Origin of the sequence: Nocardia sp. NPDC050713 (genome assembly GCF_040654315.1) — a bacterium.
In the GTDB taxonomy this organism is placed as follows: Bacteria; Actinomycetota; Actinomycetes; order Mycobacteriales; family Mycobacteriaceae; genus Nocardia.
In genome coordinates this window covers 49,433-62,328 of the sequence record NZ_JBFAHS010000020.1, presented here as the reverse complement: position 1 = coordinate 62,328, position 12,896 = coordinate 49,433, and the positions used below count along the sequence as shown (strand labels likewise).

The following is a 12,896-nucleotide window of genomic DNA, read 5'->3' as shown; positions in this document are numbered from 1 at the left end:
CATGAGCACCACCGCACCCGCCACAGCCACTTATGCCGTCACCGGCATGACCTGTGGCTGCTGCGTCGGCAAGGTTCGCGACAAGGTCGGTGCCCTTCCCGGCGTGACCGAGGTGAGCGTCGACCTGGACGGCGCGACGGTGACCGTGTCGGGACCGGCCCAGCTCGATCGCGCCACCATCGCCGACGCGATCGACCGGGCGGGCTTCCGACTCGCCGACTGATCTCCAGCCCTGACACGAAAGGGAGCCCCGATGAACGCCACGACCAAGTTCACCGGCTTCACCCTCGGACTCGCGGCGGTCTTCGTCATCGCTCTCGCGACCGGAGCCGCGATCGGCCCGGAACCCACCGAGCCCGCCGCACACGACACACACGGGACCGGGCCCGGCACCGACAGCGGGCCCGGCGCCGAGGAGCTGCCCGGCGGCCTACTGTCCACCGCCGACGGCTACACCCTGCGCCTGGACACCGCGCAGACCACCGCGGCGCCGAACTCGACGCTGCGTTTCCGCATCCTGGATCGACAGGGCGCACCGGTCACCCGCTACGTCCGCAGCCACGACAAGGACCTGCACCTGATCGTGGTCCGCCGTGACATGACCGCCTTCCAGCACGTGCACCCGGCGCTGGACGGCAACGGAACCTGGAGCGTCCCGCTCGACCTCACCCGCGCGGGTGATTACCGCGTGTTCGCCGACTTCACCCCCGAGGGCGGCACGAACCGCACGCTCGGCGCCGACCTCCGCGTCGCGGGCGCCTACGACCCGCGGCCACTGCCCGCACCCGCCACCACCACGGCGCTGGGCGACTACACCGTTACCCTGGATGGTGCGGTCATTCCCGGCCAGGCCTCGAAGGTCACGCTCTCGGTGAGCAGGGGCGGCAAGCCCGTCACGGACCTCCAGCCCTACCTCGGCGCCTACGGCCACTTGGTCGCGCTGCGTGCCGCCGACCTGGCCTACCTACACGTTCACCCCGAAGGCCACCCGGGCGACGGCGTCACCACGGCGGGTCCCGGCGTCACCTTCTTCGTGACCGCGCCGACGGCAGGCGACTACCGCCTGTTCCTCGACTTCCAGCACGAAGGGGTCGTCCGCACGGCCGAGTTCACGCTCTCGGTACCGTCGGGCAACGCGCAGACCGGCCATGGCGAGCCAGGCCACGGCCACTGATCACCACATGCCGCAAAGAAAGGAAGACCGATGACGACCGCGACGCAATCACCGGCCACCGGCCAGGTCGAATTGGTGATCGGCGGCATGACCTGCGCATCCTGCGCCAACCGCATCGAGAAGAAGCTGAACAAGCTGGACGGCGTCACCGCCACCGTCAACTACGCGACCGAGAAGGCGCGGGTCGATTTCACCGGTGACGTCTCCCCCGAGGACCTGATCGCCACCGTCGAGCAGGCGGGCTACACCGCCGCCCTGCCCGCACCACCGGCCGAGGAGAAGACCGAAGAGTCGGCCGAGGCGGATCCGACCGCCGCCCTGCGGACCAGGCTGCTCGTCTCGCTGGTGTCGACCGTTCCGGTGATCGCCATGGCGATGATCCCCGCGTTGCAGTTCACCAACTGGCAGTGGCTCTCGCTGACGCTGGCCGCGCCGGTGGTGATCTGGGGCGCGCTGCCGTTCCACCGTGCGGCGTGGACCAACCTGCGCCACGGCACCGCCACCATGGACACCCTGGTCTCGATGGGCACCCTGGCCGCGCTGGGCTGGTCGCTCTACGCGCTGTTCTGGGGCACCGCGGGCACGCCGGGCATGACCCACCCGTTCGAGTTCACCATCTCCCGGATGGACGGCACCGGCAACATCTACTTGGAGGCCGCGGCGGGCGTCACCACGTTCATCCTGGCCGGGCGCTTCTTCGAGGCGAGGTCGAAGCGGCGGGCGGGCGCGGCGCTGCGCGCTCTGCTCCAGCTCGGCGCGAAGGAAGTCTCGGTGCTGCGTCCCGGCGCGAGTGACGGGCACGGAGGCAGTGAGCGTGACCACGGAGGGCCCCGCGGCAATGGAGACCGCGTGGAGCAGCGGATTCCGATCGAACAACTCGGTGTCGGCGACGAATTCGTGGTCCGCCCCGGCGAGAAGATCGCCACCGACGGCGTGATCGTGGAAGGTTCCTCGGCGGTCGACGCGTCGATGCTGACCGGTGAATCGGTGCCGGTCGAGGTGGCCACGGACGACGCCGTCGTCGGCGCGACGGTCAACGTCGGCGGACGGATCGTGGTGCGCGCCACCCGGATCGGCGCCGACACCCAGCTCGCGCAGATGGCGAAGCTGGTCGAGGACGCGCAGAACGGCAAGGCGCAGGCCCAGCGGCTGGCCGACAAGATCTCCGGAATCTTCGTGCCGGTGGTGATCGCGCTCGCGGTCGCGACGCTCGGATTCTGGCTCGGCACCGGCGGTTCCGTGGCGGCGGCGTTCACCGCGGCGGTCGCGGTGCTGATCATCGCCTGCCCGTGCGCCCTCGGATTGGCCACACCGACCGCGCTGATGGTCGGCACCGGACGCGGTGCGCAGCTGGGCATCCTGATCAAGGGCCCCGAGGTGCTGGAGTCGACCCGCAGGGTGGACACCGTGGTGCTGGACAAGACCGGCACCGTCACCACCGGCAAGATGACCCTGCTCGACGTGCTCGCCGCCGACGGCGAAGACACCGATCGAGTGCTGAGTTTGGCTGGTGCGCTGGAGGATTCGTCGGAGCACCCGATCGCGCAGGCGATCGCCAAGGGCGCCCGCGAGAAGGTCGGCGAGCTGGCGGCGGTCGAAGGCTTCGCCAACATCGAGGGCCTCGGCGTGCAGGGCGTGGTGGACGGGCACGCGGTGATCGTCGGGCGGGCCCGGTTGCTCGCCGACTGGTCGCAGCACCTGGACGCCGAGCTGGAGCGGGCCTGGCACGCGGCGGAGTCGGAGGGCAAGACCCCCGTCGCGGTCGGCTGGGACGGCAAGGCGCGCGGCGTGCTGGTGGTCGCCGACGCGGTGAAAGCGACCTCGGCCGAGGCGGTCTCGCAGCTGAAGGCGCTCGGCTTGACCCCGATCATGCTGACCGGCGACAACAAGGCCGCGGCACGGGCCATCGCCGATCAGGTCGGCATCGAGGAGGTCATCGCCGAGGTGCTGCCGCAGGACAAGGTGGCCACCGTCGAGCGGTTGCAGTCCGAGGGCAAGGTGGTCGCGATGGTCGGTGACGGTGTCAACGACGCCGCGGCGCTCGCCAAGGCCGATCTCGGACTCGCCATGGGCACCGGCACCGACGTCGCCATCGAGGCGAGCGACCTGACCCTGGTGCGCGGCGACCTGCGCGCCGCGGCGGACGCGATCCGGTTGTCCCGCAAGACACTCGGCACCATCAAGGGCAATCTGTTCTGGGCTTTCGCCTACAACGTGGCCGCGATCCCGCTGGCCATGGCGGGGCTGCTGAACCCGATGCTCGCCGGTGCGGCGATGGCGTTCTCCTCGGTGTTCGTCGTCAGCAACAGCCTGCGGCTGCGCGGTTTTCGCTCCACGGCGCTGTAGGGCGCGACAACAAACAGAGAGGGCGGGACGGCACCCCACATGGCCGTCCCGCCTTTTCGCGCGGAAATCAGTCGAAGGAGGGGCGCACGACGCTGTGGGCGGTGACCTTGTAGGTCGCCAGGATCACGCCGTTGTCCAGGACCTCCGAGGCGGCCAGCTCCATGGTGTCCTCGGCGTCGACGGGTTCGAACAGCCGCTGGCCCTTGCCGAGCAGCACCGGGTAGATCACCAGCCGGTACTCGTCGACGAGGTGGTTGGCGCGCAGCGTGTTGATCAGCGCGCCGCTGCCGAAGACCAGCAGATCGTGCTCGGCGCGCAGCTTGGCAACGCCCTCGGCGACATCGCCCTCGATGCGGGTCGCGTTCCACGCCAGCTCGGTGAGCGAGGTGGTGGCGACGTGCTTGGGCATGCTGTTCATCCGGTCCTTGTACTCGCCCTCCTCCGGGTGCTCCGGCCAGGACGCGGCGAAGCCCTCGTAGGTCGTGCGACCGAGCAGCAGCGCGTCCGCGTCGAACACCTCGCGGCTCTTGAAGTTCGCGATGCTGTCGTTCCAGAACGGGAACGTCCACGCCGGGTTCTCGATGATGCCATCGGCCGAAACGAATTCGGAGACAACGACCTTGCCCATTTCATGACCTCGCTTATGTGTTGCTGTGTGCCCGGAACGTCCGGAGCATCTCACACATACAGACGGCGCACGGCCGCAAAACTCATCGCAAGAAAAATCGCTCGCCGTGCGGCCCGCCGCGGCCGTACTCTGCTCGACATGTTCCGGCTCGCCATCGTTCTGGAGTCCGCGGTCGCGGGCGCGATGGCGGCTGCCCTGGCAGCGGCGGCAGTGGCCGCGCTGTTCGACGGCGCCCGACGCTGACCTTCCCCGGGATGTCCCGGGATCTCCGACGGGGAAGGTGCCCCCGTCGAAGAGGTCCCCCCGTGACATTCGGGCGCTCGCCCGGAAACCAAGGAACACACATGTCGAAGCAAAGCTATGTCCGCACCAAGCCGCACCTGAACATCGGCACCATGGGGCACGTCGACCACGGCAAGACCACGCTGACCGCCGCGATCACCAAGGTGCTCGCCGAGCGGGGTGGCGGCGCGTTCGTGCCGTTCGACCGGATCGACCGGGCCCCCGAGGAGGCGATGCGCGGCATCACGATCAATATCGCGCACGTCGAATACGAGACCGCCACACGGCATTACGCGCACGTCGACATGCCGGGCCACGCCGACTTCGTGAAGAACATGATCACCGGCGCGTCCCAGCTGGACGGTGCGATCCTGGTGGTCTCCGCGCAGGACGGCGTGATGCCGCAGACCGCCGAGCACGTGCTGCTCGCCAGGCAGGTCGGCGTCGAGCACATCGTGGTGGCGCTGAACAAGGCCGACGCGGGCGACCCGGAACTGCTCGAGCTGATCGAGCTGGAGATCCGCGAGCTGCTCACCGCCCAGGGTTACCCGGGCGACACCGCGCCGATCGTGCGAGTCTCGGGGCTGCGCGCGCTGGCGGGCGACGAGCGCTGGACGGCGGCGCTGCTCGACCTGCTCGACGCGGTGGACGCGCACGTGCCGATACCGGTCCGCTACACCGACGCGCCGTTCCTGCTTCCGGTGGAGAACGTCCTCACGATCACCGGTCGCGGGACGGTCGTCACGGGGGCGATCGAGCGCGGCCAGGTCCGGCTCGGCGACCGGGTGGAGCTGCTCGGTCTCGGCGGTGAGGCGTTGACGACGGTCGTGACCGGCGTCGAAACCTTCGGCCGGACCATGGAGTTCGCCGAGGCGGGCGACAACGTCGCGCTGCTGCTGCGCGGCGTGCAGCGCGGTCAGGTCCGCCGCGGCCAGGTGGTCGCCGCGCCGGGCAGCATCGCGGTGCGCACCCGCTTCACCGCGCGCGTGTACCTGCTCGGTACGGCCGAGGGCGGCAGGCGCACCCCGATCGCCACCGGTTACCGGCCGCAGTTCTACGTGCGCACCGGCGATGTGGTCGGCGACGTCACGCTGCCCGCCGACACCGCGCTCGCCCACCCGGGCGACACGGTCGAGCTCACCGTCGAGCTCGGCCGAGCGCTCCCGCTGGAGCCGAACCTCGGCTTCGCCATCCGCGAGGGCGGCCGCACGGTCGGCGCGGGCACGGTCCTGACCGTCACCTGAACCCCGGCCAGCGAGCGGTTGGCGGGGACCACACAGCATGTGGACGCCTCACACAGGCGGTACCTATGTGAGGCGTCCACACAGTTTGTGCGACCGGGACAGCCAAAGCGTTCGCGGCACTGCCAACGGCTGGTCGAAGCGCCTGCGGCGGCCTGCGATTGGCGGGGCCACACAGCGTGCGGACGCTTCACACAGCCGGTGCCTATGTGAAGCGTCCACACCGTCTGTGCCACCGGGGCAGCCAAGGCGGCTGCGGGGCGTTTCCGTGCTGGGCGGTTGGGTAGTACGGAAGCACCATGGACGCCCACCGTCCGAGGAGCTGCGGGCATGGAGTGGTTCACGGCGCCCGAATACTGGCAGGCCAGGCTGATCTTTCAGCGTGGCTTGGCGGTGGTGTACCTGCTCGCCTTCCTCGGAGCGGCGTTGCAGTTCCGTGCGCTGATCGGCGAGCACGGGATGCTGCCCGCGCCGCGGTTCCTGCGACGGGTCTCGCCGCGGCGCTCGCCGAGCCTGTTCCACCTGCACTATTCGGATCGGTTCTTCGCGGGTGTGGCGTGGGCGGGGGTGGCGCTCTCGGCGGCGATGGTCGCGGGGCTCGGAGATGTGGTGCCGCTGTGGGCGGCCATGGCGCTGTGGACGGTGCTGTGGGCGCTGTATCTGTCGATCGTCAACATCGGCCAGGCCTGGTACTCCTTCGGCTGGGAGTCGCTGCTGCTGGAGACGGGTTTTCTGGCGATCTTCCTCGGCAACGACACCGTCGCGCCGCCGCTGCTGGTTCTGCTGCTCGCCCGCTGGCTGCTGTTCCGGGTGGAGTTCGGCGCCGGGCTGATCAAACTGCGCGGCGACCCGTGCTGGCGCGATCTGACCTGCCTCTACTACCACCACGAGACCCAGCCGATGCCCGGCCCGCTCAGCTGGTTCTTCCACCACCTGCCTCGGCCGCTGCACCGGGCGGAGGTGGCGGCCAATCACTTCGCCCAGCTCGTGGTGCCGTTCGGGCTGTTCACGCCGCAGCCGGTGGCGAGCATCGCCGCGGGACTCGTCATCGTGACGCAGCTGTGGCTGGTGCTCTCCGGCAACTTCGCCTGGCTGAACTGGCTGACGATCCTGCTCGCGGTCACGGCACTGGACGCGCGCGTGTTCGGCCCACTGCCCGGCGCGCCCGCGTTGTCCGAGCCGCCGCTCTGGTTCGCGGGCGCGGTGATAGCTCTGACCGTGGTGACCATCGGCCTCAGCTACTGGCCGGTGCGCAACTTGCTCTCCAAGAACCAGCGGATGAACACCTCGTTCAACCCGTATCACCTGGTCAACACCTACGGAGCCTTCGGAAGCATCGACCGGGTGCGCAACGAGGTGGTGATCGAAGGCACCGCCGACGCCTCGATCTCCGACGAAACGGTGTGGCGCGAATACGAATTCAAGGGCAAACCCGGTGACCCGCGCCGCTGGCCCCGCCAGTTCGCGCCCTACCACCTGCGACTGGACTGGCTGATGTGGTTCGCCGCCATCTCGCCGCGCTACGCCCGATCCTGGCTGCTCCCCTTCGTCGTGCGACTGCTCCAGAACGACCCCGCGACGTTGCGTCTGCTGCGCCGCTGCCCGTTCCCCGACGACCCGCCCCGCTATATCCGCGCCCGGCTGTACGAATACCGCTACACCAGCCTGCGCGAACTCCGACGCGACCACACCTGCTGGCGCCGCGACCTGGTCGACGAGTACCTCCCACCGCTGACCCTGCACCAAGCCCGCGGCTTCGCCTGATGAGTCCTGCTGACGCCCGCAGCGAAGGCGGAGGCAAGCCTATTCCGGCACGACCCGCTCGTGCGCGGTCAGCAGTACGTGATCGAACCGCGTGCGCAGACCTGCCAGGTCGGCGTCGATGTTCCGCGCGTCGAGCACCAATTGCTGCGCGAGGTCGCGGAGCTTGGTGTTGGTGTGCTGGGAGCGCCAGCGCAGGATCGCGAAGGCCTGGTCGACGGACACGGCGTAGACCAGCGAGAGCACGCCTTTGGCCTGTTCGATCGCCGCTCTCGACTCGATCAGCTCGGGCAGCACGTCCTCGATGACGTCCTCGCGCTCACCCTCGAGGGCATCGGTGAGATCGATGTAATACCCGGCCGTGCCGATCACGGCGCCGTTCTCGTCGGTCTGATAGTCGCCGATGACGATGACCGGATGCTCCCGGCCTTCGGTATCGATGATGCGATGCCTGCTGCAGAAAGGTTCGGCGGTGTCCACCACCTTGGCGATCATCGATTCGACCAGCTCGCGGTCGTCGGGATGTTTGTGCGAGAGCAGCAACGCCGTCGTCGGTTCCACGGCGCCCGGCTCGTAGCCGTGCATGCGGGCCACCTCGTCGGACCACTCCCATCGCTGGTCCGCGAAGAAAAAGCGGAACTCTCCGGCGTTCGCGCACGACTCGGTGCCGATCACACTGCCGAGCGCGCCGATCGCACGCGGGCTCAGTTCCCTGCCCTCGATCACACGACCAGTATTCCGGCTATGGCCGGAAAGCGCGGGCTTATGTCCGGGGAATCACGCGGTGAGCGGCAGCCGCATCGCCACAGTGGTCCCACCTTCCCCGGTGGTCACAGCGACGTCGGGAATCACCGCCCGGATGATCGCGAGCCCGCGACCGCGCACGGACCGCGTCTGCGGGTCGGGAGGCTTCCAGCGGCCGTGATCGGCGACCGTCACATTCAGCTCGGCCCCGGTGCACGCGGCACGCACGCGCACGGTGCCGCCGTCGCCGCGATGTCCGTGCTCGACCGCGTTGGTGCACGCCTCACCGACCGCCAGCAGCACGTCGTAAGCGCGGTCGGAACCGATGCCGCACCGTTCCAGCCAGTCCTGGAAAGTGTGCCGGACCTGGGCCAAACGATCGGCGGTTGCCGGAAAGTCCAGCTCCAACGGTCTCGGCGGCGTTCGAAGCCGAAGTGAGCGGGACGTGGTCACCTCGCTGCCTCCCTGCAACGTCCATGTCGATTGCCTTCTCGCCCAGAGCAATACCCATTCGCACACCGCGCATGCCCGATCACCCGGTATGAGGTGGCCGATAGTGGTGTCCGTCTCCGTATTTGGACGCGGCGATTACGACAGTCACGATCGGGTAAATTGACTTGGGAGACGCTCACAGCCTTGTCGCGCCCAGCGTGACGAGGCTCGATGCTGCAGAGGTGGAAAGTGGCGAATTGCGAGCTGGGAGGCCGGCGGTGAGCGGCGAGGGCGCGTCCAAGGTTCTCGACGTGGAGGTGCGCGAACACGGCGACGTGGCCGTCGTCACCGTGCACGGCGAGGTCGACATGGCTTCCGCGCCGCAGCTGCAAGCCGCCTTGGAAGAAGCTCAGCGCGGCGGAAAGTCGCTGGTCATCGACATGTTGGCGGTCGGATTCCTCGGCTCGGCGGGACTGAGCGTGCTGCTCGTCGCCTCCGAAGCGCAGCCGACCCGGCTGCGCGTCGTCGCCTCCGACGCGGTGCGCCGCCCGATCGAACTCACCGCGCTCGACGAGCTGCTCTCGGTGTTCCCCTCGCTGGACGCCGCGCTCGCCGCGGACGAGAGCAGCACTCCGAGCTGAGCTCGCCCGGTCAGCGCTGCCGAGGCTTGTCTACAGCCCGCGCACGGCCGGGGTACGCCCTCAGCGCTGCCGCGGCAACCGGACGACCTGTACGAAGAACTCGTCGATCTGCTTGATCGCGGCCACGAACTGGTCCAGGTCCACCGGCTTGGTCACGTACGCGTTGGCGTGCAGTTTGTAGCTGCGCAGAATGTCTTCCTCGGCCGCCGAGGTGGTCAGCACGACGACCGGGATGTGCGTCAGCTCCGGATCGGCCTTGATCTTCTCCAGCACCTGCCTGCCGTCGTACTTCGGCAGGTTCAGATCGAGCAGGATCAGATCGGGTCGCGGCGCGTCAGTGAAGTCGCCCTGCCGGTACAGGAAGTCCAGCGCCTCCTGCCCGTCGTGCGCGACGTGCAGCGTGTTGCCGATCCTGTTGTCCTCGAACGCCTCCCGCGTCATCAACTCGTCACCGGGATCGTCCTCGACGAGCAGGATGTCGATCGGCTGGCCGGGAATGGTCATGCGCTGGCTCCTTCGGTGAGGGGGCTGGACTCCGTGCTCGCGGTTTCGACGGCCTGGAGGGTGAAGCAGAGGCGGGTGCCGTCGCGATAGTCGGTATCGATCCAGATTCTGCCGCCGTGATATTCGACGATCTTCTTGCAGACGGCCAATCCGATTCCGGTGCCGCTGTATTCGTCGCGGCCGTGCAGGCGCTGGAAGATGACGAACACCTTCTCGGCGAATTCCGGTGCGATGCCGATGCCGTTGTCGGTCACCGAGAACTGCCAGCCCTCGGTCGCTTCCGCCGCGCGCTCACAGTGGACGCGCACGACCGGCGGGACGTCGGGCTTGCGGAACTTGATGGCGTTGCCGATGAGGTTCTGCCACAACATCGTCAGCGGGGTCGGCTCACCGAGAATCTCGGGTAGCTCGTCCGGCAGTTCGATGGTCGCGCCGTTCTCCTCGATCGCCGACGAGAGGTTGGTTAGCGCCTTCTGCAACGGCTGGTCGAGCCGGGTCGGCTCGATGCCGTCGCTGATCCGGCCGACGCGGGAGAAGGTCAGCAGGTCGTTGATGAGCACCTGCATGCGCTTGGCGCCGTCCACCGCGAAGTCGATGTATTGCTTGCCGCGTTCGTCCAGCTCCGAGCCGTAGCGCTTCTCCAGCAGCTGGCAGAACGAGGCGACCTTGCGCAGCGGCTCCTGCAGGTCGTGCGAGGCGACGTAGGCGAACTGCTCCAGCTCGGCGTTCGAGCGGCGCAGCTCCTCGGCCTGCAGGTCGAGGTCGGCCTTCTGCTGCTCCAGCAGCGCCTGCTGCCCGCGGGAGGCGCCGAGCTCGGCGACGATCCGGCGACGCATGTCCTCGACGGCCTCGGCGACGAGGGCCAGGTCGGCGGGACCGTGCGCATCGATGCGATGGTCGAAATCGCCGTCGGCGACCCGCTTCGAGGAATCGGTGAGGTAGCCGAGTGGGCGCGCGACCAGCCGCCGAAGCAGCTCGGTCAAGACGACTCCGGTCAGCAGGAAGGCCGCGATCATGCTGGAGAGCACGACGTTGCGCACCGTGCGGGCACGCTCGAGTTCCTCGTTGCCCCGCGCGACCTCGGCCGCGATGTTGTCGTGCTGCGCGGTGGAGGCGGCGCGCACCTCGTCGAAGATGGTCTTGCCGCGCAGCGCCGCGGTGGTCTCGACCGGACGGGTGGTGCCGGAGGTCACGGTCGCGGCGAGCGGGTCGGCGTACTCGTCGCGCCACCGCGCGGCCGCTCGCTCCACCGTCTCGAGATCGGCGATCCGGTCCGGCCGGTCGGCGAGCAGCTCGCGCAGCCGGGCCGCGGCGCGTTCCTGTTCCCGTTTGCCTTCGTCGTACGGCTCGAGGAAGCGCGGATCGGCGGCGATGGCGTAGCCGCGCAGGCCGGTTTCCTGGTTTACCAGCGCGCTCTCCAGGCGGTACGCCTGGGCGGCCGCGGGCATGGTCTGGCTCAGCAGACGGTCGGTGACGCGGTTGGTGTGCGCGATGACCTGTCCGCCGGCGATCGCGCCGACGATCACCACCAGGATCATCACGGCGAGCACGAGCTGGAACCAGCCCTGGGCGGTCAGCCTGCCGACGGTCGTTCTCGTCATCGGTCCAGCCTCCCGTCCGCTGCCCAGCGCAGATACAAGATCGCCACGTCGTCGTCCAAACCGCCTGCGGCGCTCGCCAATTCCTCGACGCGACGGATCAGCTCGTCGACGAACGGTTCGGTTCGTTCGGCGGGCACCGTGCCCGCCAGTTCGAGCAGGCCCTGTTCACCCAGCCGCTGCCCGGCAGCGCCGACGTGGCCTTCGAAGAGGCCGTCGGTGAACAGCATCAAGCCCGCGTCGTCCGGCAGATCGACCTCGTGACTCGACCATTGGGCGCGTCCGGGCAGGAAGCCGAGGGCGGGTCCGCCCGGCACCTCGAGCCAGTGCAACTCGTCGCCGCGCTGACGCAGCATGCCGGGGTGCCCGGCGCGCCAGACGTGCACTCGGCGGGTCCGCGGGTCGAGGACCAGGCTGGTCGCTGTCGCGAAGGTCTGCCGATCGGTGCGCTCGGCGAGCAGCACCTGCTCCAGCAGACGCAGCTGCCGCAGTCCGGTGACGCCGCTGAGAACCAGTGTGCGCCAAGCCAATCGCAACGCGACGCCGGCGGCGGCGGCATCGGGCCCGTGTCCGGAAACGTCGCCGATGACGGCGTGCACCGTGCCGTCCTCGCCTTGGACCACGTCGTAGAAATCGCCGCCGAGCAGCGAATGCGCGCGTCCGGGGCGGTACCGCGAGACCACGTCGACGGTCCGGCCCGGCCCGAGCAGCGGTGTCGGCAGCAGGCCGCGCTCCAGTCGGGCGTTCTCCTGCGCCCGCATCTGGCTGGCCTGAAGTGCCGCGCTGGTGCGTTCGGCGTGCTTGCGCTGGATCGCGTAACGCACAGCGCGCACGAACAATTCGGGTTCGACCCGGCCCTTCACCAGATAGTCCTGCGCGCCGGAGGCGACCGCGTCCAAGCCGGTGCGCTCCTGGTCGAGGCCCGTCATCACCACGACGGCGACCTGATCGTTGTACGCGCGGATCCTGGCCAGCGCCTCCAAACCCTGGGCGTCGGGCAGATGCAGATCGAGGAGCACGCAGTCGGGAACCGAGACGCGCATCCGCTCACCCGCCTCGGCCAGCGTCCGAACCCATTCCAGGCGCAGACCTTGCGCGACATCGGCGACGAGTTCTTCGACCAGCAGGGCGTCGCCAGGATCGTCCTCGACCAACAGCATCGTCGGTTCCCGGTCCAACCGTCCCGCGTCGACAGCGATATCAGGATCGTGGGTGTGCAACGACACCACGGCCTCCGATCACGACGAACTGGCGCTACCCCAAGGAGCACGCCGACATACTCAGCGGCCGTTTGCTGGACCGAGAGGCAGGAGTGATCGTAGCCGATCTTGGGCACGTGGCGCGGCACACACCTGAGGCCCTTGTGATGGATTGATGTCGAAAACGCACGACCGAAAGAGTGGGAAGAGCGGATGACGGGATTCGAACCCGCGACCCTCACCTTGGCAAGGTGATGCGCTACCAGCTGCGCTACATCCGCATGCACCGCGTGACGACCCGAGGGCGCGTTGCCGTGCGAGGGGCAACTTTAGTCGGCGCGTGCGG

12 protein-coding genes and 1 tRNA gene are annotated in these 12,896 nt (G+C 68.8%); 6 read left to right on the top strand and 7 right to left on the bottom strand.

Features of this window, described 5'->3' with window-relative positions:
- The first annotated feature begins 1 nt into the window (after nt 1).
- The 3 genes from AB0H49_RS29955 to AB0H49_RS29945 are packed head-to-tail and all read left to right on the top strand — an operon-like array spanning nt 2 to nt 3,520.
- Nucleotides 2–223, top strand: coding sequence for a heavy metal-associated domain-containing protein (locus AB0H49_RS29955; protein WP_354998179.1), 222 nt, complete (start codon nt 2–4; stop codon nt 221–223).
- 30 nt (nt 224–253) lie between these two features.
- Nucleotides 254–1,174, top strand: coding sequence for a hypothetical protein (locus AB0H49_RS29950; RefSeq protein WP_357256178.1), 921 nt, complete (start codon nt 254–256; stop codon nt 1,172–1,174).
- Nucleotides 1,175–1,204: 30 nt separating this feature from the next.
- Nucleotides 1,205–3,520 (top strand): heavy metal translocating P-type ATPase, encoded by a 2,316-nt coding sequence (locus tag AB0H49_RS29945; RefSeq protein WP_357256176.1) that lies wholly within the window; start codon nt 1,205–1,207, stop codon nt 3,518–3,520.
- Nucleotides 3,521–3,587: 67 nt separating this feature from the next.
- Here AB0H49_RS29945 and AB0H49_RS29940 read toward each other — a convergent pair whose 3' ends face one another.
- Nucleotides 3,588–4,148, bottom strand: coding sequence for a dihydrofolate reductase family protein (locus AB0H49_RS29940; RefSeq protein ID WP_354998182.1), 561 nt, complete (start codon nt 4,146–4,148; stop codon nt 3,588–3,590).
- 344 nt (nt 4,149–4,492) lie between these two features.
- Here AB0H49_RS29940 and tuf point away from each other — a divergent pair, with 344 nt between their 5' ends.
- A complete protein-coding gene (gene tuf / locus AB0H49_RS29935) occupies nt 4,493–5,674 on the top strand; it encodes an elongation factor Tu (RefSeq protein ID WP_357256174.1) in 1,182 nt (393 codons plus the stop codon).
- Nucleotides 5,675–6,001: 327 nt separating this feature from the next.
- Entirely contained in the window at nt 6,002–7,435 is a 1,434-nt protein-coding gene (locus tag AB0H49_RS29930) for a lipase maturation factor family protein (protein WP_357256172.1), read from the top strand.
- Nucleotides 7,436–7,474: 39 nt separating this feature from the next.
- Here the strand turns inward: AB0H49_RS29930 and AB0H49_RS29925 are convergent, their stop codons facing one another.
- Nucleotides 7,475–8,158 carry a PAS and ANTAR domain-containing protein gene (locus AB0H49_RS29925; RefSeq protein WP_354998185.1) on the bottom strand — a complete coding sequence of 228 codons (684 nt, stop codon included), beginning with the start codon at nt 8,156–8,158 and terminating at the stop codon, nt 7,475–7,477.
- Between the two features lie 51 nt (nt 8,159–8,209).
- Entirely contained in the window at nt 8,210–8,629 is a 420-nt protein-coding gene (locus AB0H49_RS29920; protein ID WP_354998186.1) for an ATP-binding protein, read from the bottom strand.
- Between the two features lie 257 nt (nt 8,630–8,886).
- Between AB0H49_RS29920 and AB0H49_RS29915 the strand changes: the two genes are divergently transcribed.
- Complete coding sequence (locus AB0H49_RS29915; protein ID WP_354998187.1) at nt 8,887–9,249, top strand: STAS domain-containing protein; 363 nt, start codon at nt 8,887–8,889, stop codon at nt 9,247–9,249.
- Nucleotides 9,250–9,309: 60 nt separating this feature from the next.
- On the opposite strand, the gene AB0H49_RS29910 is transcribed toward AB0H49_RS29915, so the two are convergent.
- The 4 genes from AB0H49_RS29910 to AB0H49_RS29895 all read right to left on the bottom strand — a co-directional run bounded on the left by AB0H49_RS29910 (nt 9,310) and on the right by AB0H49_RS29895 (nt 12,831).
- Complete coding sequence (locus AB0H49_RS29910) at nt 9,310–9,753, bottom strand: response regulator (RefSeq protein WP_354998188.1); 444 nt, start codon at nt 9,751–9,753, stop codon at nt 9,310–9,312.
- Nucleotides 9,750–11,354 (bottom strand): CHASE3 domain-containing protein, encoded by a 1,605-nt coding sequence (locus AB0H49_RS29905; protein WP_354998189.1) that lies wholly within the window; start codon nt 11,352–11,354, stop codon nt 9,750–9,752. Before AB0H49_RS29905 ends, AB0H49_RS29910 begins: the two co-directional genes overlap by 4 nt.
- Nucleotides 11,351–12,511, bottom strand: coding sequence for a fused response regulator/phosphatase (locus tag AB0H49_RS29900; RefSeq protein ID WP_354998992.1), 1,161 nt, complete (start codon nt 12,509–12,511; stop codon nt 11,351–11,353). The genes AB0H49_RS29905 and AB0H49_RS29900 overlap by 4 nt, the downstream gene beginning before the upstream one ends.
- 247 nt (nt 12,512–12,758) lie before the next feature.
- Nucleotides 12,759–12,831 (bottom strand) — tRNA-Gly (locus tag AB0H49_RS29895).
- Nucleotides 12,832–12,896: the final 65 nt, after the last annotated feature.